This window comes from Marinomonas sp. G8-14, assembly GCF_055808935.1.
On record NZ_CM147891.1, the window covers coordinates 2,708,222 to 2,730,015 of the forward strand.

Annotated in this window: 16 protein-coding genes and 6 pseudogenes; 5 read left to right on the plus strand and 17 right to left on the minus strand. The window is 44.5% G+C overall.

Annotated elements, in window-relative coordinates; translation table 11 throughout:
• The first annotated feature begins 10 nt into the window (after positions 1 to 10).
• A complete protein-coding gene (locus tag AC0L6V_RS13880) occupies positions 11 to 1,234 on the plus strand; it encodes a sensor domain-containing diguanylate cyclase (protein WP_265217794.1) in 1,224 nt (407 codons plus the stop codon).
• 76 nt (positions 1,235 to 1,310) lie between these two features.
• Here the strand turns inward: AC0L6V_RS13880 and AC0L6V_RS13885 are convergent, their stop codons facing one another.
• Together AC0L6V_RS13885 and folA are read right to left on the minus strand one after the other, a co-directional pair.
• Positions 1,311 to 1,736: a secondary thiamine-phosphate synthase enzyme YjbQ gene (locus AC0L6V_RS13885; RefSeq protein ID WP_265217795.1), complete on the minus strand. Its 426-nt coding sequence runs from the start codon at positions 1,734 to 1,736 to the stop codon at positions 1,311 to 1,313.
• 3 nt (positions 1,737 to 1,739) lie between these two features.
• On the minus strand, positions 1,740 to 2,342 hold the full coding sequence (gene folA / locus AC0L6V_RS13890; protein ID WP_409418679.1) for a type 3 dihydrofolate reductase: 603 nt from the start codon (positions 2,340 to 2,342) through the stop codon (positions 1,740 to 1,742).
• Positions 2,343 to 2,413: 71 nt separating this feature from the next.
• Here folA and AC0L6V_RS13895 point away from each other — a divergent pair, with 71 nt between their 5' ends.
• A complete protein-coding gene (locus AC0L6V_RS13895; protein WP_418138367.1) occupies positions 2,414 to 3,109 on the plus strand; it encodes a thymidylate synthase in 696 nt (231 codons plus the stop codon).
• The gene (locus AC0L6V_RS13900) at positions 3,102 to 3,266 is read left to right on the plus strand and encodes a thymidylate synthase (RefSeq protein ID WP_265217797.1); all 165 of its coding nucleotides are present in this window, start codon (positions 3,102 to 3,104) and stop codon (positions 3,264 to 3,266) included. The genes AC0L6V_RS13895 and AC0L6V_RS13900 overlap by 8 nt, the downstream gene beginning before the upstream one ends.
• Positions 3,267 to 3,398: 132 nt before the next feature.
• Here the strand turns inward: AC0L6V_RS13900 and AC0L6V_RS13905 are convergent.
• The 4 genes and pseudogenes from AC0L6V_RS13905 to AC0L6V_RS13920 form a co-directional block, all read right to left on the minus strand.
• A pseudogene (locus tag AC0L6V_RS13905) lies at positions 3,399 to 3,818 on the minus strand (GNAT family N-acetyltransferase); the annotation flags it as partial.
• Positions 3,819 to 3,970: 152 nt separating this feature from the next.
• Positions 3,971 to 4,768, minus strand: a complete 798-nt coding sequence (gene lgt / locus AC0L6V_RS13910; protein ID WP_265217799.1) for a prolipoprotein diacylglyceryl transferase — start codon at positions 4,766 to 4,768, stop codon at positions 3,971 to 3,973.
• A 27-nt stretch (positions 4,769 to 4,795) separates the two neighbouring features.
• Positions 4,796 to 7,086, minus strand: a pseudogene (gene ptsP / locus AC0L6V_RS13915) (phosphoenolpyruvate--protein phosphotransferase).
• A 32-nt stretch (positions 7,087 to 7,118) separates the two neighbouring features.
• Entirely contained in the window at positions 7,119 to 7,622 is a 504-nt protein-coding gene (locus AC0L6V_RS13920) for an RNA pyrophosphohydrolase (RefSeq protein WP_111608164.1), read from the minus strand.
• A 145-nt stretch (positions 7,623 to 7,767) separates the two neighbouring features.
• On the opposite strand from AC0L6V_RS13920, the pseudogene AC0L6V_RS13925 reads away from it, so the two are divergent.
• Positions 7,768 to 8,423, plus strand: a pseudogene (locus tag AC0L6V_RS13925) (histidinol-phosphatase).
• A gap of 82 nt (positions 8,424 to 8,505) precedes the next feature.
• Here AC0L6V_RS13925 and AC0L6V_RS13930 read toward each other — a convergent pair.
• A pseudogene (locus tag AC0L6V_RS13930) lies at positions 8,506 to 9,701 on the minus strand (class I SAM-dependent rRNA methyltransferase).
• Positions 9,702 to 9,804: 103 nt separating this feature from the next.
• Here AC0L6V_RS13930 and AC0L6V_RS13935 point away from each other — a divergent pair.
• The gene (locus AC0L6V_RS13935; protein ID WP_265217800.1) at positions 9,805 to 10,671 is read left to right on the plus strand and encodes an HDOD domain-containing protein; all 867 of its coding nucleotides are present in this window, start codon (positions 9,805 to 9,807) and stop codon (positions 10,669 to 10,671) included.
• A gap of 44 nt (positions 10,672 to 10,715) precedes the next feature.
• Here the strand turns inward: AC0L6V_RS13935 and AC0L6V_RS13940 are convergent, their stop codons facing one another.
• The 10 genes and pseudogenes from AC0L6V_RS13940 to recJ form a co-directional block, all read right to left on the minus strand.
• Positions 10,716 to 11,786, minus strand: a complete 1,071-nt coding sequence (locus AC0L6V_RS13940; protein WP_409418684.1) for an ABC transporter ATP-binding protein — start codon at positions 11,784 to 11,786, stop codon at positions 10,716 to 10,718.
• An 8-nt stretch (positions 11,787 to 11,794) separates the two neighbouring features.
• Positions 11,795 to 13,460, minus strand: a pseudogene (locus AC0L6V_RS13945) (ABC transporter permease).
• A gap of 47 nt (positions 13,461 to 13,507) precedes the next feature.
• Positions 13,508 to 14,503, minus strand: coding sequence for a Fe(3+) ABC transporter substrate-binding protein (locus AC0L6V_RS13950; protein ID WP_409419864.1), 996 nt, complete (start codon positions 14,501 to 14,503; stop codon positions 13,508 to 13,510).
• A gap of 286 nt (positions 14,504 to 14,789) precedes the next feature.
• Entirely contained in the window at positions 14,790 to 15,617 is an 828-nt protein-coding gene (locus tag AC0L6V_RS13955; RefSeq protein WP_265217803.1) for an HDOD domain-containing protein, read from the minus strand.
• Between the two features lie 173 nt (positions 15,618 to 15,790).
• Positions 15,791 to 16,996, minus strand: a complete 1,206-nt coding sequence (locus AC0L6V_RS13960) for a UbiH/UbiF/VisC/COQ6 family ubiquinone biosynthesis hydroxylase (protein ID WP_265217804.1) — start codon at positions 16,994 to 16,996, stop codon at positions 15,791 to 15,793.
• A gap of 45 nt (positions 16,997 to 17,041) precedes the next feature.
• Positions 17,042 to 17,905, minus strand: coding sequence for a M24B family metallopeptidase (locus AC0L6V_RS13965; protein WP_418139093.1), 864 nt, complete (start codon positions 17,903 to 17,905; stop codon positions 17,042 to 17,044).
• A 138-nt stretch (positions 17,906 to 18,043) separates the two neighbouring features.
• Positions 18,044 to 18,348, minus strand: a pseudogene (locus AC0L6V_RS13970) (aminopeptidase P N-terminal domain-containing protein); the annotation flags it as partial.
• A 65-nt stretch (positions 18,349 to 18,413) separates the two neighbouring features.
• Positions 18,414 to 19,004: a UPF0149 family protein gene (locus AC0L6V_RS13975; RefSeq protein WP_265217807.1), complete on the minus strand. Its 591-nt coding sequence runs from the start codon at positions 19,002 to 19,004 to the stop codon at positions 18,414 to 18,416.
• Positions 19,005 to 19,082: 78 nt separating this feature from the next.
• A complete protein-coding gene (folD, locus tag AC0L6V_RS13980) occupies positions 19,083 to 19,925 on the minus strand; it encodes a bifunctional methylenetetrahydrofolate dehydrogenase/methenyltetrahydrofolate cyclohydrolase FolD (protein ID WP_265217808.1) in 843 nt (280 codons plus the stop codon).
• Positions 19,926 to 20,049: 124 nt separating this feature from the next.
• On the minus strand, positions 20,050 to 21,777 hold the full coding sequence (gene recJ / locus AC0L6V_RS13985; protein ID WP_265217809.1) for a single-stranded-DNA-specific exonuclease RecJ: 1,728 nt from the start codon (positions 21,775 to 21,777) through the stop codon (positions 20,050 to 20,052).
• Positions 21,778 to 21,794 lie beyond the last annotated feature (17 nt).

The following is a 21,794-nucleotide window of genomic DNA, read 5'->3' on the forward strand; positions in this document are numbered from 1 at the left end:
GGAGCGTGTCATGAACACCCCTTTCGAACTCGCGTTTAAATACATGCCAACGCCTGCTTTTATCATAGAAAGCGCGACGGGCAAGCTTATGTCGTACAATCGCAATTTTGAAATATTGTTTGAAAACTTTAATGCGACGCCTTCGAGCACATGGGAATCCCTTTGTGAAGACGCCGTCTCGCCAGATGACTGGCTCACACTGAATAAAAAAATCCAAAACGGCAGCATTGAACGCTGCGAAAGCTTGATTCGTGTTGGTGACAAGCTCATTAATATGCAGCTTGAAATGCGACACCTTGGTGAATCTGTATTAGCGTGTGTTTATGACACAGACCACATGGACCTTTCTGCTGCCGAAAACACCCTACTCAAGTTTGCCCTAACAGAATCATCTGCTGGATTATGGATATGGGAGACAGAGTCTGATTTAGTCTCTTGCTCAAAATCCATCGCAACACTGTTAAACTATCCTCAAGATAAAACGCCACGTTCAACGGTTGAATGGCATAACATTGTTCATCCTGACGACGTCAAAAAATTAGCCACTGTTGTTAATGAACATGTTGCTTTAAACCAAGACTATTACGAAGTGGAATATCGTATCTTAACAGGAGATCAGCGCTACCTGTGGGTAAAAGAACGTGGCCGCAGCTATACAAAAGGACCTGATGGCAGTATCAAGAAGATCATTGGCTTTATGGTCGATATCAGCCACCAAAAAGCATTAGAAGAGCATTTACGCAATCAAGCAACCTTTGATGAACTAACAGGTTTGCTAACCCGAGGCGCGGCGCTAACGCATTTTAAAAAGCAACTCGGTTTGGCAAAACGCCAATATACACCATTAACCATGGCGAAAATCAACTTGGATGCCAATGAGCGCCTAAGTAAGTTACCCATGGAAGCGCGCAACATCGCCATCCAAACATCCGCCCGTTACATCTACAAAAAGATCCGCGAAGCGGATGTATTAGCACGAGTGGAGCCAGATAAGCTTCTGCTATTACTGCCCAATACTAGCGTGAAAGATGCAAAGACTTTGTTAAAACACCTCATCACCCCTTCGGAAGACGAAAAATCTATTTTATTCGAAGGCAACTCCGATCCAATGGATTTCTGCATCGGCATCGCCGCTTTCCCAGAAGATGGTGAAACCATAGAGGAGCTGGCTCTAAGCGCCAACCAAGCGGTTGAAAACGGCCAAGCAACTTGTAAGCAAATTATGGTTAACTAAAACTGCTGAGCTAAAAGACACTGTTTTGTCATTGAAATTGGTGTCTTTTAGCCTGCAATAACCACCTAAAAGTCAACTAGCCACGCTCCCCTTGTAACGTCAGCACTATTCGCCTAGTGCCACCATGATCTCGATGCTCACCTAGATACACCCCTTGCCAAACACCTAAACACAAGCTTTTATTCCGAATGGGAATGATCAGAGACGATCCTAACATACTGGCTTTGATATGAGCCGGCATGTCATCACTGCCTTCATAAATGTGCTCATAATAGGGCTGATCTTCTGGCACCATATGAGAAAAATGTCGTTCCATGTCTCGACGGACGGATGGATCGGCGTTTTCATTGATCGTCAGCGATGCGGAGGTATGTAGTAATTGAATATGCAACAAACCTATCGACACAGGCTGCAATGTCGATAACGCCGCTTCCACTTGATCTGTGATCAGATGAAAGCCTCGACGCACCGCAGGCAACTCAACTTCAACTTGCTGCCACATAACTTATTCCGCACTGGTTCTTTGATAAACCGAAAAACGATAGTCATAGGGATTTGGCCCTTCCGCGGCGAAGGACTCTTCTCCAATTAGAGTAAAAGACGGCCAATCAACCTCAGGAAAAAACGCATCACCTTCCACTTCCGCATCCACATGAGTAATGTACAGACGATCCGCACGCTCAAGCGCCAGTTGATAAATTTGCGCACCACCGATCACCATGACCTCTTCTTGACCATTCACCAAGCAAATATCTTCACCAAGAGAAATCGCGTCTTCCAGCGTCGTGACTACGTCAATGCCTTCTGCTTGATAAGCAGGGTCTCGACTAATGACAATATTGCGACGGCCTGGTAGTGGCTTTCCAATCGATTCAAAAGTCTTACGCCCCATCACAATGGGTTTGCCCATGGTGGCCTGTTTGAAGTATTTAAGATCATTTGGCAAATGCCAAGGCAAGGCGTTATTAATACCGATCGTTCGGTTGGTAGACATAGCAACAATAAGTGACAACATACAATAACCTGCGTAAAAATCTTGGCTCTTCTTTACTCTAGCAATCCAAGAGCAAAGGCTTCTGATATAATCAATGGCATTTATTATACCCATGACGATCCAGATTGCATTTCTTAACCTGCATTACCAATATTCGTCGAGGTTAAAACTGACAAGGCTTTTTTATGAAACAGTATCTAGATCTTTGCCAACGAATAGTCAACGAAGGTGAATGGGTCAACAACGAGCGTACCGGCAAACGTTGCCTAACCGTAATTAATGCCGACCTAACTTACGATGTTAGCAAAGGCGAATTTCCGCTTGTGACGACCCGAAAAAGTTATTGGAAGTCAGCCATTGCTGAAATCATCGGCTATTTGAGAGGCTATGATAACGCGGCGGATTTTCGTGCGTTGGGCACCAAGACATGGGATGCCAATGCCAATGAAAACGAAGTGTGGCTAAACAACCCTTACCGTAAAGGCGAAGACGACATGGGGTTGTGTTACGGCGCCATTGGCCGCCACTTCCCAAAACCAGACGGCGGTCATATCGACCTATTGAAGCAAATTATCGATGATCTAAGCCGTGGTGTGGATAACCGTGGGGAAATCCTCACTTTTTATCACCCTGGCGCGTTTCACATGGCTTGTCTACGCCCTTGTATGTACAGCCATCACTTTTCATTGCTTGGTGATACGCTTTATTTAAACAGCACCCAACGCAGCTGCGATGTGCCACTTGGCCTAAACTTCAACATGGTTCAAGTGTATGTATTGCTTGCTATCGTTGCGCAAATCACTGGCAAAAAACCGGGCAAAGCCTTCCATAAGATAGTGAATGCTCACATCTATGAAGACCAACTAGAGCCTCATGCGTGATGTACAACTAAAACGTGAACCCTACCCGTTGCCAACGCTAAAAATCAATCCAGACATCAATTCTTTAAAAGACATAGAAACCTGGGTAACCATGGATGATTTCGAAGTCGAAGGCTACCAATTTCACGAACCTATCGCCTACCCTTTCTCGGTTTAAACACCTTAAAAAAAGGCGAACCATCATTGGTTCGCCGTTTTCAAAAATCCGATAATGGTATTCAATACAATTAATGTTTTTGCCCTGCACTTCAGCAAAATTTACATGCTGCTTCACGTCTACAAATCCGTTGTGTATCAGCACTTTCTGCGAGGCAATGTTATCAACAGAAGCAAAAGCAATAAGCTTTTGTAAATGCAGTACTTTAGCCAGTTGAATTATTTTTTCAACAGCACGCTTGGCAATGCCAAGTCCGGCAAATTTTTCACCTATCCGATAACCTAAATAAGCCTCGCTCAACACCAAATTAATATCGGTTAAATTGATGCGGCCAATGATCTCTCCACTGTCATCAATAATGATCATCGGCAGCATGGCTTTTCTTTGATGTTGAGAAAGACATTCTTCGATATGCTTTTTTACACCTTCATCACTGTAAAAACCAGCTTCCCGTGGATTGATATGCAATTCAAACCAAGCTCTGTTTTCTGTTTCAAAAAGCAGTAAAGGTCGAGAATCAGACCGAGATAATAAACGCAGCTCCATCGGCATTAAGCTCCTTTATAAACTTCAGTTCTCCCAATGCCCAAAACGTGGTCAACATCACAGTCATTAATTTGTATAGAGAGAACAAATAATCATACCCCCAAAATAAAAAACCAGCTGCGGTGGCTGGTTTTATCGAAATTTAATACTGAATCATTCTAATTTTTAGGAAATGCCTTCAATTTAAAGCCTGCAATAATCAATCCTGCGCCAACAAAAACCATAGGAAGCGACAATATTTGTCCTTGCGTTACCCAACCAAAAGCAAGATAACCAATTTGTGCATCTGGCTCACGGACAAATTCGACTAAAATTCGGAAAATTCCATAGAAAAGTAGAAACATGCCAGAAACACAGTAACGAGGTTTGTTTTTTTGCGAGAAGAACCACAAGATGCAAAATAACACCACACCTTCCAGAGCAAATTGGTAAAGCTGAGACGGATGACGAGCAAGCTGCAACGGGTCATTTGGAAAAATCATCGCCCAAGATACGTCTGTTGGCTTACCCCACAGTTCGCCGCCAATAAAGTTCCCTAACCGTCCGGCACCTAAACCAATCGGCACAAACGGTGATAAAAAGTCTGTTACATCAACAAGATGTTTTTTGTAACGACGTGAAAAGAAAAACATAGCGGCGATCACACCCAACAAACCACCATGGAAAGACATGCCACCTTCCCAAATACGCACAATAATCAGCGGGTCTTCAACAAAGGCAGGAAACTGGTAAAACAAAATATAGCCAATTCGACCACCTAAAATCACACCAAGCGCACCATAGAAAATCGCATCACTGACCATTTCTGGTGTCCAAAGTCCGTTAGAACGTTTGGCACGGTACATCCCTCCTAAATAAGCGCCAGCAAAGCCTATCAAGTACATAATGCCATACCAGTGCACAGCAACTGGCCCGATGGAGACAGCTATAGGATCTATATCAGGGTAAGAAATCATAATAAAAAAGAACGCCTCTGGTCGGTATTAAGCCACGTTGGTGGTTTTAGATGGTCGAATCAATCGCTCAATATTGGCTTCACGCATTAATCGCGTCATGGTTTGCGTGACGGCTTCAGCATGAGACAGTTTCATCACTTCGCTTAACATGTACTGAGCTTGTGCTAAGGTAATATTACGAATCACCGCTTTCACTTTTGGTAAACTCGTCGAGTCTCATGGACAACACATCATAGCCCATAGCCATTAACAGAATAGCGCCCATTGGATCACCCGCCATTTCACCACACACACTTAACCCCACTCCTTCGTCTTTGACTTGGTCAACAATACTGTACAGCGCACGCAGAACCGAAGGGTGAAAGGAATTATATAAATCCGCAACACGGGGATTATTTCGATCTACAGCTAACAAATACTGGGTCAGATCATTGCTTCCCACGGACAAGAAATCCACCAACTCTGCTAACTCTTTGACCTGATAAACCGCAGCAGGAATCTCAATCATGACGCCAACTTGGGGCATTTTCACGTCATAACCTTCTTCTTTGACCTCTGCATAACCGCGACGAATCAGCGCAAGCGCCTCCTCCACTTCGGCTACATTCGATATCATTGGCAGCATAATTTTCAGGTTATGCAAACCAGCACTGGCTTTGATCATGGCACGAATTTGCGCCATGAAAATTTCCAAATGATCCAAGGTCACCCGAATACCACGCCACCCCAAAAACGGGTTCGCTTCATTGATTGGAAAATACGGCAGCGCTTTATCACCACCTATGTCCAAGGTACGCACAGTCACTGGTGCAGGTGCGAAGCCTTCAAGTTGCTGACGATAAATAACCACTTGCTCTGCTTCGGTCGGGAAACGATCTCGCACCATAAAAGGTACTTCTGTTCGATACAAACCAATTCCCTCAGCACCGCGATCCAGCGATCGAGCAATATCAGCCGATAGGCCAGTATTCACAAATAAAGACAAGCGATGATTATCTAACGTTTCGCAGGGAAGATCCCTGAGAGTTTCATATTCTTCTTCTAACAGGCGCTCTTCATCAACAATTTGCTGATAGTTTTCAATCAACGCTTCAGATGGGTAGGTGAAAATTTTTCCTAAATAACCATCAACAATCAGATTAACCTTATCGAGCTGCGCATAAGGAAGATCCAACGCACCCATAACAGTTGGTATCCCCATGGCTCTGGCTAAAATCGCCACGTGAGAATTACCTGATCCCATGACTGAAACGAGTCCCTTGATCTTATCAATGGGAATCTCCCCCAACATGGAGGCAGTTAATTCTTCACCAACAATAATCGATGGCTCACTAAAGCGTTCCGCAATGTTTGGTGCTTTCTCTTGTAAATGAGATAAGATTCGACGCCCAAGATCACGAAGATCTGATGCTCGCTCGCGTAAATAGGGATCATCCATACGGTTAAACTGGCTAATATGCGCCTGAATAACTTGTCTTAATGCCCCCTGAGCCCCAATTGCCTTCTTTGATTTTCCGAACGATTTCACCAGCAATAGAGTTATCATCTAGAATCTTAAGATATACATCAAACAACGCTTTTTCATCTTCAGAAAGATGTTGGCTAATGCGGTTGCTTGCTCGACGAATATCGTTTCTAACGGCATCAAGTGCCTGATAAAAATCGTGAATTTCTTGATCAAAATCTGTGGTATGGCGATCAGGAATAACATCAAGATCGGCAGGCGGAAACACCACGACACCACGACCAATCGCGACACCAGAACTGCCTGGCACCCCTTTGTAACGAAAATCAGACCCGTTTGGGACGGCGTTGGCGTTTAGATTAGTGATTGCCCCAGTGGCTTCCGCGTGAGCAATAACGCCTGCCAACTGAGCAGATAAGGTAATCAGAAAAGCTTCTTCACCTTCATCAAAGCGACGCTTGTCTTCATGCTGTACCACCAGCACACCTAGCACTTGACGATGATGAATAATCGGCACACCCAAGAAAGAGCGATAACGCTCTTCACCAGTACCTTTTAAGTAATGAAAAGATGGGTGTATGTGTGCATCTTCAAGGTTAACGAGCTCAGCTCTTCGCCCCACCAAACTTACAAGCCCTTCATCAGCCTTTAAACTAACACTGCCAGCGACATCAGCGTTCAAACCACGAGTGGCCATCAAGACATAATCTGAGGTATTAGTGTCCACCAAATAAATAGAACAAACTTCTGCACGCATGGCACGACGGACACGTCGGACAATAATATCCAATGCGGCAGACAAAGACTGCGCGGCAGTCACCTCTTGTGTAATACGCCTCAGCAAACTTAGCATAACTCTCCCATCGCTCTACATATCCGTCAACATTAAGCTGTTGAGTTTACCACTTTTTCTAGTCGACGGTGTGCGCTAGGAATAAGCTCTTTTAAAGCTCGCCGGTAAACATCTTTTTTAAACGCTACAACTTGGCCGAGTGGATACCAATAACTGACCCAACGCCAACCATCAAATTCTGGACTTTCTGTTCCATCCACGCACACAGAAGCATCAGGACAGCGAATAGACAGAAGAAACCACTTCTGTTTCTGTCCGATACATAAAGGCTTACTATTGTGTCTTAGCATGCGTTTAGGAAGACGATAACGCAGCCAACCTCTTGTTTTACCAATAATCTCCACCTGATGCGGGTCTAAACCCACTTCCTCTTTTAACTCTCGATATAACGCTTCTTCAGGTGTCTCGTCAGGTTTTATGCCTCCTTGAGGAAACTGCCAAGCATTCTGCCCAACACGTCTCGCCCAAAGAAGCTGGCCACGCTCGTTCATCAGTATGATGCCCACATTCGGTCTGTATCCGTCTGCATCAATCACGAGCCATCACCTTCTAATGTAAGAATAAATTGGATTCATTGTTCCATAATTCGCCCATTCGCACAATTAAGACTGCTGTTATTTATTGTCTGCAAGGCTATACTTTGCGCACTTTAGAAGATTTTAAAAGAATTGAGGGAAAACTGTGACACTCGCAATATTTGACTTAGATGGCACCTTATTAAACGGTGACAGTGATTACACTTGGGGACAATTTCTTGTAGAAAAAGGCTTAGTCGATACGCAAGTGTATAAAGAAGCCAACGACAAGTTCTTCAAACAGTACCAATCTGGCACCTTAGACATTTATGAATATCTCGCTTTCAGCTTGGCGCCACTCACCCAATTCTCCAAAGCCGAACTAGCAACACTTCACCAAACCTTTATGCAGGAAAAAATCCAACCCATGATGCAGAAAAAGCCAGCGAGCTATTAAAGCATCATAAAGACCAAGGCCACTTTTTATTAATGATCACCGCGACCAATCAGTTCGTCACAGGACCCATTGGCGAAGCCTTGGGCATGGATCATATTATCGCGCCCGTGCCTGAAATCGTTAACGACCACTACACGGGTAAGGTTGTGGGAATCCCAAGCTTCCAAGCGGGTAAAGTAACACGCTTAAATGATTGGCTAGCCGAAACAGGCCATAGTATGGAGGGCAGCTATTTTTATAGCGACTCTCGTAATGATTTACCTTTATTAGAGCTAGTAGCCCATCCAGTTGCAGTGGATGCGGATGAAACCCTAACAAACATTGCACAAGAACGTGGTTGGCCGCACATATCTTTACGAGATTAACTGGCCAGACACTCAAAAAAAGCGCTGCCAGAGCGAATCTGGCAGCGCTTTTTTTGCAATCAACCGCACTCACAATACAAGCTTACAGACCCATGTTGTTATGAATACGATAAAACAAGGCTTTTAGATATTCCGTTTCTTCAATCGCTGGATGCACCGGATGATCTGGTGCTTGCGTTCCACGGTATATTAATTGCGAAAAACGCTCTAGTTGACGACTGTTACTGCGAATAATATCGTGCAAACGCCCTGTCTCTAAATGCATAGAGCAAGAACCTGAAACCAAAACCCCCCTTTTGCAACCAAACGCATCGCTAACTGGTTTGCTCGGTGATAAGCCCCTTCACCTGCTTTAATGTCTTTACGACGAGCAATGAAGGCAGGCGGATCCATAACAACCACATCAAAACGCTCTTTGTCTTCGATCAAAGACTGCATGGCTTCAAAAGCATCCCCGTGCATCAAGTTAGAAACGCCTTCGTATTGGTTCAACTTCAGGTTTTCATCAACATGACTCAAAGCACTTTCAGACGCATCAATGAAAGTCACGTCGGTCGCCCCTGCGGACGCTGCTTGAACCCCCCAGCCCCCAATGTAGGAGAAAACATCTAACACCCGTTTACCATCACAAAAACCTTGCATGGTTTTGCGGTTTTCACGATGATCATAGAACCAACCAGTTTTTTGGCCATCCCAAACAGGCGCTTGGAATAACACACCGTTCTCTTGCAAGAAAACCAATTCCGGAACGGTACCAAACGCTTCTTCCACATAGGTTTCAAGACCTTCAATCTGACGCATCTTGCCGTCATTTTTCATCAAAATAGCCGATGGTTTCACGACATCTTGTAGTGCTTCAACTATCTCGTCTTTCACACGCTCCATGCCTGCTGTGGATATTTGTACCACTAAAATATCGGCAAAACGATCCACGACTAAGCCAGACAAACCATCCGAATCACCAAACACAAGGCGATAATAAGGCGCAGCATAGGTAAGTTCTCGCAAAGATAACGCTATCTTTATACGATGAACCAAAGTCGATTTATTTAAAAAAGTATCCGTGCTGCGGCTCATTAAACGACCACAGATCAATGTATTAGGATTAATTGTCGCAATACCAAGAGGTTTACCTTGTGCTGTTTCGACAACAACCTGATCCCCTGGAGTAAATTGCTTTAATGGCGTCGCAGCGGTATCTACCTCATTGCTGTAAATCCATTGATGCCCAGCTCTTAGACGGCGATCAGCTTGGCCTTTTAGTCGAATAACACTCAAAATTTTCACCCAGTATATTAAAAAAACGCTATTATAAAGACTCTAGATTCAATTGCTACGAATTACGTAGCGGTAAAGTTACTTGCCTTAAAGAAGTGTGTCCATGTCATCTACATTAAACGAAAATCAACTCAAGCTTATTTTGCAAGGCATCAGCATACCACCACAACCACAAATCATGGTGGACTTACACATGGAACAAGCCATGCCGGATCCTGATATAGCACGTATATCAGACATTATCTCGCAGGATGTGGGCCTTTCCGCCGCCGTACTAAAACTTGTCAATTCCGCTGCTTTTAATTTACCCAGAAAAATAACATCAATTCAACAAGCCGTCATGATACTGGGAACAAATAGCATCACCAATATAGTCAATGGCCTAGCCGTAAAAAGTGAACTGTCAGACGACGCAATAAAATCCCTTCACAGTTTTTGGGATACCGCTTCCGACGTAGCGGCGATTTGCTCAAGCTTAGCCCTCCAGTTAAAATTTAAATATCACAATGAATGCTATGCCCTAGGCCTTTTCCATAACGCGGGCATTCCCCTCATGCTAAAGCGCTTTAATAACTATAAGGAGATATTAGAAAAGGGCTATCAAGATCCGGATTTCAGATTAACAGATTTTGAAAACCAAGCATTTAAGACCAATCATTCGGTGGTGGGCTATTATCTCGCGAAATCTTGGGGCATCCCCAAAAGCTGTTGTGCTGTCATTGCGAAGCACCATCGTATCGACTATTTATTTACCAATCGAGTACCTGGAGACAACATCAGTCTAACCTTCGCTGCCATTCTAAAAATGGCGGAGCATATAGGATCCACCTATCGACACATAGGCAATGCTGAAGAGGACTATGAATGGAAAAATATTGGGCATCTCGCGTTGGACCATTTAGAGCTGAGCGAATACGAATTTGAAGGAATGATCGAAGTCTGCCACGAACAAGGCATTGGAACCATTTAGCTTAATTGCTACTCGCTTGAATAAAATGCCTATTGGCATTTTATTCATTGGCGCTGGAACATAACCAAATGATCTAAATGCACACTCAAACCAATCTCTTGACCCACCGCATGGTTATGATGAGAGGACGCGAAACAATACACCACCTTTCCGGAAGACAACTTTACGCGATACAAAAAGTGCGAACCTCGAAACCACTTACTGACGATCACACCAACAAATTCACTATCGTCATCATGTAAAATATCATCGGGACGAACCAATAAGTCCACTAAAGCATGATCTGCAAAACCATGATGCAACTCGCCACGAATATTGCCCAAATCAGAATGTACACAATCGGGACCACAAACCGTCGCAGGCAAAAAATCACCATGACCTATAAAGCTGGCGACAAATCGAGTCTCAGGCCGATGATAAATTTGATAAGGAGACCCTGTTTGATGAATCACACCAGCATCCATAACAGAAACTTGATCAGCCATAGCGAAGGCTTCCATCTGATCATGAGTAACCAAAAGCGCACTCATTTTTTCGTGTTGTAAGATGGCCCGTATATCCGGCACCAACTCTTCTCTTAACTTAGCATCTAAGCCAGAAAAGGGCTCATCCATCAGTAGTAGTTTCGGCTTGGGCGCAATGGCGCGAGCTAGGGCAACACGCTGCTGCTGACCACCTGAAAGTGAATGCGGATAACGCGCGTGAAACCCTGTTAAGCCAACCAAATCGAGTAAATACATGACCCGTTGCTGAGCCACCTCTTTCGGCCAAGCCGACAAGCCAAAAGCAATATTTTGTGCAATAGTAAGATGAGGGAACAAGGCAATATCTTGAAACACCATACCAATGTGTCGGTGCTCTGGATTAACACTAATAGTTTGACTGGATATCACCTGATCGTCGACGCATATTTCTCCCATCATCAATGACTCAAAGCCAGCAATTGCACGTAACAAAGTAGACTTACCACAACCACTCGGTCCGAGCAGGCAGCCAATTTGCCCTTCCATCAACTGAAAAGACGCATTTTTGACGACAGCGTTACCATCGTAGCCCACTGAAACATTAGTCAATTTCAGTTCTTTTAACATGGAATGAGAAGATAACAAGGTCATATACAATCCTATTTTGAGCTACCAATATGCGAGGCGATAGAGCGGCTCAACAAGATAACCGGCACCAAGCCTACCAGCACTATCATCAACGAAGCGGGAGCCGCATCAATAAGCCGTTCATCAGAAGCCAATTCAAAGGCCCTAACAGCCAAAGTATTAAAATTAAAAGGCCGTAGCACCAAGGTCGCTGGCAACTCTTTCAATACATCAACAAAAACAATCAGCATCGCCGTCAGCACAGAGCCTTTTAACAATGGAATATGAATTCGACTTAATACCTTAAAAGATGACATGCCAAGTGAGCGTCCCGCCATGTCCATACTGGGCTTAATTTTTCCAAGGCCGTTTTGCACGGCACCTAAAGACACCGCCATAAAGCGGACGGTATAGGCAAATAAGAGTGCGACAAGCGTACCTGAAAAAATCAATCCGACGCTATCCCCCGTGTAATGACGAACAAAATCAATCAATCTGTGATCCAGCCAAGCCAACGGCACAATAGTACCAATCGCAATAATCGTCCCTGGTAGAGCATAACCTAACCCCGCAATACCCACCGATGCTGTCACACTACGAGTCGGATTTAAGCGTATGGCATAACTCAACACCAACGCCAAACTGACCACAATTAAAGAGGCAATAGCCGCAAGATAAAAGGAGTTCCATGCCAACTGAATAAAGTTTGCACCAGGGTTTTCCGCTTTAAACATCGCCCAATATGCCAAAACACTCACCGGTATAAAAAAGCCAACGAGAATGGGCAATAGACAAAAACAACATGCTATTGAGCCCCATCCCACCTTTTAATACCATACGCCGATTGCTGGCTTTTTTTAGACCTGATGAGTGATAGCGGATACGGTGTCGAGAATACCGCTCTAATAAAATTAACATGGCCACAAACATCAGCAAAACGCCCGCTAATTGAGACGCCGCTGAGACATCCCCAAATCCATAAAAAGTCCGCAAAATGCCCGTGGTAAAAGTATTCACACTAAAATATTGCACGGTTCCATAGTCAGCCAAGGTCTCCATTAACGCCAAAGTAAGACCCGTCACAATGGCAGGACGAGCAAGAGGCAGCGCCAAACTGAAGAACATCCGACGACCGGAATAACCCAAAGTACGGCTAACCTCTAAGGTGTTCTCCGACTGCTCTAGAAAAGCAGCGCGGCTCATCAGATACACATATGGATAAAGCACCAAAGTTAGCATCACTATCGCACCACCAAGAGAGCGTATTTCGAAAAACCAATATTCTCCATAGCGCCAACCAGTAAGCTCGCGAATAAAGGTTTGCACAGGTCCAGCAAAATCCAATACGCCAGTATAGGTATAGGCAATAATGTAGGCAGGCATGGCCATAGGCAAAAGCAAAGCCCAGGATAGGAATGAGCGACCGGGAAAATCACACATGCTAGTCAACCAAGCACAAGGGATACCAATAACCAAAACCCCTATACCTACGCCTAGCATCAAAAGAAGAGAATTCGAAATGTACTCAGCCAATACGGTCTGATAGAGATGGCCCCAGACCTCACCATCGGCAATTACAACGTTGATCAAAACAACCAATATAGGCAAAGCTAAAATAGCGGCAATCAATATTGCCGCTATTTTTAAACCATTCCACTGGAGTTTACTTACCGAACTAGAGCGAGGTACATCTGCCATTAAAAATCAAAAACCAAGTAAAAAAAGACACAGTTCACAAATACTTTTTATTTCCAGCCAGCAATGTCCATCAGCTCAACGGCTTGACGATTGTTCTCTCCCAGCTGACTTAACGAAATCGTATCCGCACGAAACGCCCCAAAAGGCGCTAACATCTCTGGAGCACCAACACCAGATACAACAGGGTATTCATTATTCACATGAGCGTACCACTCTTGCGAAGCATGATTGCTCAAGAACTCCAGCAACAATGTTGCGTTCTCTATGTTGGTCGCAGCCGCCGTCACACCAGCACCACTTACGTTAACATGAGCGCCGCGTTCATCTTCGCCTTGGTTAGGCCAAAATAACTTCAATTGCTTATATACATCTCGCTCTTCGGCTTTATCGCTTTGACCAAGACGGCCAAAATAGTAAGTGTTCGCTAACGTTAAATCGCAAACACCAGCAGCAACAGCCTTCAATAGATCGACATCGCCACCAAAAGGCGGGCGTGCTAAATTGGAGACCAGCCCTTTAATCCAAGCCTGTGTTTTTTCTCGACCATCCGCTTCCAACATAGATGCAACCAGAGATTGATTGTAAACATTGGCGGAGGAACGCACACAAATTCGACCTTTCCATCTTGGATTAGCAAGATCTTCGTAAGTCGACAAGTCTTTTACTGATACTTTTTCTGGATTATAAAAAATCACCCTAGCACGTTGCGACAAGCCAAACCAGTAGCCCTCACTATCACGTAAATGACTCGGAATATTAGTATTTAAAATATCGCTATTGATTGCTTGTAAAACACCTGCCATCTTCGCTCGGTGTAAACGGCCAGCGTCAACCGTGATAAAAATGTCCGCAGGACTGGCGTCACCTTCGGCTTTTAAGCGGCTTAATAGTGCATCAGCAGACCCAGTAATTAGATTCACTACGACATCATTTTCTGCTGAGAAAGTGTCTAGAACCGGCTTAATAAGCGACTCTTGGCGAGCGGAATAAATGTTCACTTCGCCTTTTGCCTGTGCCCCCATGGACAACAACAAAGATGACATTAGAGCAACCACACCAAGACAATGTAGGCGCAATTTTTTCTCCTGCGGCTTTTCAAGCACATTACGTAACAGCACTGACATATTCACCTTCTAAGTATGCTCGCTTCTATGATTAAAAAGGAGGTGTCTTGCTAAAGAGACAATTATCCCTCTCCAAAGGCACAATATAAAACCATAAAAAAATGAGATAAGAAATTAGCACAACACTATGGTGAACACTAGCGATTCTCATTTATTTAACAATGAAAGCGGCATATCAAAGCCAGTAAAAACACGAAGAAAATGTTTAATGAAGTAACTGATTTAGCCCATCATTAATAATCAAAGCATCATCCAACTCATAAACAATCCCTTCTGGCAGACCTGCCGCTGTTGCCACAGCATAAGGGAAACCTTCCCGAATCAAGTCTGAATCGCGCTCAGTTCGGATACAAGCATTCAAATAACAAGCTAAATTTAATACACAAGAAAGTGGGTCAGGTTCACCATTTCCAAATGGACGCTTGTGATGCTGTATGGCGTAGCCTAGAGCAACAGGGAACTTCCATAAATCCATCAGTGCTCGTCCAGCATCCTGAGAGGTAAAACCTAATAAATCTTGCTCAGCTTTCACTCTTCCTGCTTTCCGGTTTGCGACTAAGGATTGAATCTCTTGAGCAATAGTAGGCGCGGTAAGGTGCAGTAATAAACGGCCAATATTGTGAACAATACCGACAGTAAAAGCTTCATCGACTTCAACCAAAGGCGTCCGCTTAGCAAACCATTGTGCAAGCTCGGCAACGCGGAAGGAGTCGGCCCAAAAATCAGTCAGCTTCAATCCATCCACTTTTGTCACCGAATTCGAAAAACCCGATGCTATCACTAAGGTCTTCAATCGATCCGTGCCAAGCAGTACCGTTGCTTCATCGATGGAAGATATTTTTCTCGATAAGCCAAAGTAAGCGGAATTTACCACACGCAAAACTTTTAATGCGATGGTCTGATCATGGGACACACGCTCACTGATATCAGAATATTTCGCATTTGGATCACTAAGCAGCTGAATCAATTCACGGACAATATCGGGAACGTTAGGAAGCTTATCTGTTTGCTTCAAAAGATCTTGGATTTGCATACCACTCTGCCTTGTTTATTCGTCGTATATATCGAGTCTATGCAGAATATGGCAGCGAGCATTTTTTGCAACCACTTCTTTGTAACCGCTTGTTTGCAAGCAGGTTCTTTGTACAAAAATAGTAACTAAACACTAAAAAACAACGAGATATGCCAATTATTACTCAGTAAAAGCTAAGAAAATGACGATAATCCCGCAGCACGAGCAACCAGCTTTCTCTTTAACGAGGTATTACGATGAAATTGTTTCATGCCGATATTTCTTAATTGAACCAACAGTGGTTGCTGGGTTGAAAATAAGCGCTTAAACGCTTCCATTCCTGCCGCCATGGCGATGTTATCCAACATACGGGCACGTTGATAGCGGCGTAACACCTTGCTAGATCCAAGATGCTCGCCACGTCGATGGGCTTTTTCAAGCACTTCTACTAGTGCTTTCACATCACCAAAACCCAAGTTCGCACCTTGTCCAGCTAATGGATGAATCGTATGCGCAGCATCACCAATTAAAGCCAATCCAGCTTTGACATATTGCTTTGCGTGACGCTGCCTTAATGGAATCGCTTGACGAACTTGCGTTATCCCCAAAACATCAAAACGCTTATTCATCGCGTAATGCAAGCGACGACAAAAAGCGTGCTCATCAAGTGCCATCAAAGACTTAGCCTCATTGGGCGGCACAGACCAAACAATGGACACGTAATGCTTTTGCGCGACAGACGGAAGTGGAAGGAAGGCTAAAATGCCTTCTTCTCCAAAGCTCTGCCAAGCGGTGTTTTGATGGGATTGAGCGATTTCTATGGTGGTTACGATCGCGTGATGACCATAATCCCATTCGAGTGTATCAAACGCATTTTCGGTGCGCAGTTTTGATAAAGCACCATCAGCAGCAATCATGACTTGCGCTTCCAATATTTGACCAGAAGACAGCTCAGCTCTAACCCTAGATTCACTTAACTCATGAGATTCAAGAGTGTCACTTAAATACAGATCAACACTCTTCAGAGCACGAACTCGTGTCATCAACTGCTGATTTAATACCGCATTTTCAACCAAGTGACCAAGTTCAGGCATCGCCGTAACCTGAGCATTAAAGTCGATAAAACCATCGCCAAGGCCATCCCAAACCACCATATTGTCATAGCAAGCAATGCGACTTTTGTCTATTCCCTGCCAAACCTCAGCGCTTTCAAGCAAGGCTTTGGACTGACTAGATATTGCGCTAACGCGTGCATCATAAGCAGGTGGAACAGACAATAAGTACTCACCATCATGTTGATCAATCAGGGCTATTCGCAAGGAAGACTTAGCCAACAAAATCGCAGACAAAGCACCCACCATACCAGCGCCCACAATAATCACATCATACGACTTAGCCATTTCATTTACCCCGTTTTATCACTCTGGTGATTATCGACATCAGTCCTAGCGACTTTCCGCCATTAAAGCCTCAATATCTCTTATTTCTTTTGGCAGACCATGGGTCAAAACATAAGGACCATCGGCACGAATCAACACATCATCTTCGATACGGATACCGATACCTCGCCATTTAGCGTCTACAGACTGATTGTCAGCAGACACATATAACCCAGGCTCTATAGTCAGCACCATACCTTCTTCTAACAAGCGTGACTCACCGGCAACTTTATACGCGCCACAATCATGCACATCCAAACCTAACCAATGCCCTGTATTGTGCATATAAAAGTCTCTGTATGCCTTGCTCTCGATCAGGAAATTCACATCCCCAGACAACAATCCATGAGCAACCAAACCCTCGGTTAACGTTCGAACCGCAGCATTATGGCAGGCTTCATAGGGTGTTCCCACCGTCAACTCTTTCATACCCGCGTGGTATGCATCTAGCACTACTTGATACAAAGCCGCTTGTGGCTCACTAAATTTACCGTTGGCAGGGAAAGTACGCGTTATATCTGCAGCATAACACCCAAGCTCGGCGCCAGCATCAATGAGGATCAGATCGCCATCCTCGATCACTTCATCATTTTTTATGTAGTGCAAAACACAAGCATTACAGCCTGACGCCACAATATTGTTATACGCGGGCTGGCGCGCACCGGATTTCATAAAAACATAATTCAATTCAGCTTCTAGCTGATACTCCTTCATTCCTGGACGCACACAACGCATAGCCTGCTTATGCGCCTCAACACTGATTTGCGCAGCCACCTCCATGATGGCTATTTCTTCAGCCCCTTTTCTCAAGCGCATTTCAGAAACAACAGGAGAGAGATCCATAAAGCTTGTTGGAGCAGACGCTCCCATCCTGACCTTTGCCGCAATCGCATCACGCCAGCTGGCTATTTTTTCACGTAAAATAGTGTCATTGAACAAATAAACTACGTGCGCGGTACCATCTAAGGCAGCAAAAGCCACATTATCTAATTCCGCCAATACCGCCGCTTTTGTCGCGCCAAATTCAGAAATCGCGCCAGCCGTACCAAATCGAAAACCATCCCATTGCTCTTTTTCAGGGTCTTTGGGTAAAGTAATCAAGGTCATCTCACCCTTTGCTTGAATCAAAGCGTAAGCGCTGGGTTCTGGAAATCCTGTTAAGTAAAAAAACTGCTATGAGGACGAAACTCATACTCACAATCGTTATTGCGAGTTGACAACTCACCAGTACGTATAATAACCACACTGTTTTCTGGTAAAGATTGCATCAAACGCTCACGGCGAGCCTGATAAATTTGAGTATCGATTTTCATAGAAAGTCTCACTTAGTCATTGTTATTCCATTCGATAATAGCGATGAAATATTGCTATCATCAATCTAGTGCAAGGAATTTTGTTTTGTGTGGTCAACATCAGGGTTGATATCATGGTGTTCTGTGTACAGCATCATCGCTGACAATCTCACGTATTCAACCAATTCCGTTAAATCCGCTTCATTGTCATTATTATCTTCCAAAGCGCGCATTTCTGCTTGCATGCCAGAAATATTGGCAAAATCACGCAAAATTTGCTTGGTTTCATCAGACAAATTATTTTTTTGACCTGATAAACCATAACCGGCTAAAAATCCATGGGCCCATTGCGCCAAAGTCACGCCTCTTTCGCATAATTCAGCATCTTCATCGGAAATGCTCGGCACAAGCGCAAACTCACCATTTTGAAACAAAGTAAGCGTTGCCGTATAAAGCTCAATAATGACTGCACGACTGGCTTCTTCTTTCCAACCTTCGATGTCACAAAACTCCACCACCATGGTCAGCCAATCTTCCAACGGCAACGCCACACCAGACGCTAGATAGCCACATAGCTGACCGTGCAACTCTGACGGTGACGCCGTGATGGATTCGGTAACAAATACATCCGCGATCAAATCAAAGTCTAATGCGTCTTTTAACATTTCTGTGGACATAATATGTCACCTTATTACTGTTCTATTCTTAAAAAAGAAGCCGCACCGAATGGCGCGGCTTTTATATGACAGTGAACCTTAGCCTAATTGTTTAAGACCAGATTCCAATGTTTGCAAAATCAAGGTATTGATGGTCATCGGTCCAACGCCACCAGGAACGGGGGTATAAGCCGCAACACGATCCATCAAAGGAGCAAGTTCAATATCGCCAACACCACCTGGGTGATAACCGGCATCAACGACCACAGCACCGTCTTTAATCCATTCCGCTTTGATGAATTCTGGCTTACCTACCGCTCCCACAATGACATCAGCTTGTTTCACAAACTCAGACAAATTTTGCGTGCGAGAATGACAAATCGTCACGGTCGCATTGGCGTTCAACATCATCATCGCCATAGGTTTACCAAGAATAGGACTACGGCCTACTACCACAACATGTTTACCTTCTAGGTTCACATCGTACGCTTTAAGCAAACGCATAATGCCAGCTGGCGTGGCGGCACCATAAGCAGGCTCTTGCATTGCCATGCGACCAAAACCAAGACATGTGACACCATCTACGTCTTTATGAGCCGCAATCGCATCAAAGCATAGGCGTTCATCAATTTGCTCAGGTACTGGGTGTTGCAACAAAATACCGTGTACATCTGGGTTGTTATTCAGCTCATCAATCTTATCTAGCAGCTGCTGCGTAGTTGTTGTGTCGGGTAACTCAATGGCCATAGAGTCCATCCCAACTCGACGACAGGCATTGCCTTTCATCTTCACATAAGTGGCAGATGCTGGATCCGCTCCCACTAAAATTGTCGCTAAAATTGGGGTGCAACCGGTGCGCTCTTTAAGCTCGGTAACTTGAGCCTGTAGGCGGTTTTCAGTTTCTTTGGCGCAAAGTTTGCCGTCAAGAACCAGTGCAGTCATGAATGAGGCTCCAGTAAATAAAACAGTGATGTATTGAGGGAGGCGCATTATACCTCAACTTTTGCCTCGATACGCAGTGCCAAAGCCAATTTGTTCGGCAAAAGCGCGAATCCCTTATTTTCAGCTAAGCAGGTTCTAAATAGTCTATCAGCAACTGTAAATTACGCTGCCCACGAAATTCATTAACATCTAGCTTATAAACCAAACGTGCTTGTGTCGCTTTATCATTGGGCCATTGATCTAGATCGACAAAAAAGCTAATCGCATCTAACAAAAGTCCACTGCTCGGCTCACGAACCATAAGTTTCAAATGTTTTTCACCGACAATACGCTGCTGTAAAATATCAAACACACCATCAAAGCAAGGTTCCGGAAACATCTGTCCCCATGGGCCAGATAGACGGACTTGCTCTGCAAAGCTCAAGCTAAAATCTTCTGGCGCCAGTGGTCCATCGGTCAATAATGTCGCTTCTAATTGCTCTGGTGTCACCCATTCCGTAATAATGGCATCAAACGCCAAACGAAACGCTTCGTAATGCGATTCTTTGATGGACATGCCAGCCGCCATAGCGTGACCACCAAATTTACTAAGCAACTGTGGATAGCGTTTGGCCAATAAATCCAACGCATCACGAATATGCACTCCAGGAATAGAGCGTGCTGACCCCTTTAATTCATTTTCACCAACGCGGGCAAACGCAATGACAGGACGATGACACTTATCCTTCATCCGCGATGCCAAAATCCCAATCACTCCTTGATGCCAGTCCGCGTCGTAAAAACACATGCCGTTTGGCATGTCTTGCTCGTCATCTAACAGGGATGACAGTACCAACTCTGCCTGCTCTTTCATGTCTGATTCAATGGCTTTGCGCTCGCGGTTAAATTGATCCAACTGCTGTGCATAATCACGCGCCTGATGCGGATGCACCGCCAATAAACACTCAATGCCAATCGACATGTCATCCAGACGACCTGCTGCATTCAGTCTCGGACCAACAACAAAACCCAAATCCGATGCTTTTAACTGAGTATAATCACGACGCCCTACTTCTAATAAAGCAAGAATGCCGGGACGTGCCAAACCCGCTTGAATACGCTTGATGCCTTGCTGAACAAGAATGCGATTATTAGCGTCCAAAGGCACCACGTCAGCCACGGTTCCAAGCGCCACGAGATCCAAATAATCGGCCATTTTTGGTTCGGGTATATGCTGCTCGACAAACCAATTTCGACGTTTTAATTCTGCACGCAGTGCCGACATCACATAGAAAATAACCCCAACGCCCGCTAAGTTCTTACTTGGAAAACTGCAATTAGGATGATTGGGATTGACAATCGCATCCGCACTTGGCAAAGCGTCGCCTGGCAAATGATGATCCGTCACCACCACTTTCATGCCGTAATTTTTGGCCGCCAACACACCATCAATACTGGCAATGCCATTATCAACTGTCACCAAAACATCTGGAGATCGCGCTTGTGCCACCTCCACAATTTCAGGTGTTAGTCCGTAGCCAAATTCAAAGCGATTTGGCACCAAATATTCAGGTGCAATGGCCCCCATCGCTTCTAAAGCCAATATGCCTAAACTGGTGCTGGTCGCCCCATCAGCATCGAAGTCACCAACAATCAAAATTTTCTGACCCGCCATAATAGCATCGGCCAAAATTTTCGCGGCAGCGGTTAAATCAAACAAAGAATCCGGTCTTAACAAGTGCGGTAAACGATAGTCCAACTGAGCGACAGACATCACATCACGAGACAAAAAGACTCGCTGTAACGTCGCAGACATAGTCGAAGGAAAGTCATTTGGCTTGGTGGCTGGTAACACTCGGCGTTCAATACGCATATTTATCTCAAAATCGG

Excerpts from the sequence above, each read along its gene's own strand:
- AC0L6V_RS13880 (WP_265217794.1), top strand. The coding sequence starts at position 11 with ATGAACACCCCTTTCGAACTCGCGTTTAAATACATGCCAACGCCTGCT.
- AC0L6V_RS13885 (WP_265217795.1), bottom strand. The coding sequence starts at position 1,736 with ATGTGGCAGCAAGTTGAAGTTGAGTTGCCTGCGGTGCGTCGAGGCTTT.
- folA (WP_409418679.1), bottom strand. The coding sequence starts at position 2,342 with ATGGGTATAATAAATGCCATTGATTATATCAGAAGCCTTTGCTCTTGG.
- AC0L6V_RS13895 (WP_418138367.1), top strand. The coding sequence starts at position 2,414 with ATGAAACAGTATCTAGATCTTTGCCAACGAATAGTCAACGAAGGTGAA.
- AC0L6V_RS13900 (WP_265217797.1), top strand. The coding sequence starts at position 3,102 with ATGCGTGATGTACAACTAAAACGTGAACCCTACCCGTTGCCAACGCTA.
- lgt (WP_265217799.1), bottom strand. The coding sequence starts at position 4,768 with ATGATTTCTTACCCTGATATAGATCCTATAGCTGTCTCCATCGGGCCA.
- AC0L6V_RS13935 (WP_265217800.1), top strand. The coding sequence starts at position 9,805 with ATGTCATCTACATTAAACGAAAATCAACTCAAGCTTATTTTGCAAGGC.
- AC0L6V_RS13940 (WP_409418684.1), bottom strand. The coding sequence starts at position 11,786 with ATGACCTTGTTATCTTCTCATTCCATGTTAAAAGAACTGAAATTGACT.
- AC0L6V_RS13950 (WP_409419864.1), bottom strand. The coding sequence starts at position 14,503 with ATGTCATCTTTGTTGTTGTCCATGGGGGCACAGGCAAAAGGCGAAGTG.
- AC0L6V_RS13955 (WP_265217803.1), bottom strand. The coding sequence starts at position 15,617 with ATGCAAATCCAAGATCTTTTGAAGCAAACAGATAAGCTTCCTAACGTT.
- AC0L6V_RS13960 (WP_265217804.1), bottom strand. The coding sequence starts at position 16,996 with ATGGCTAAGTCGTATGATGTGATTATTGTGGGCGCTGGTATGGTGGGT.
- AC0L6V_RS13965 (WP_418139093.1), bottom strand. The coding sequence starts at position 17,905 with ATGGGAGCGTCTGCTCCAACAAGCTTTATGGATCTCTCTCCTGTTGTT.
- AC0L6V_RS13975 (WP_265217807.1), bottom strand. The coding sequence starts at position 19,004 with ATGTCCACAGAAATGTTAAAAGACGCATTAGACTTTGATTTGATCGCG.
- folD (WP_265217808.1), bottom strand. The coding sequence starts at position 19,925 with ATGACTGCACTGGTTCTTGACGGCAAACTTTGCGCCAAAGAAACTGAA.
- recJ (WP_265217809.1), bottom strand. The coding sequence starts at position 21,777 with ATGCGTATTGAACGCCGAGTGTTACCAGCCACCAAGCCAAATGACTTT.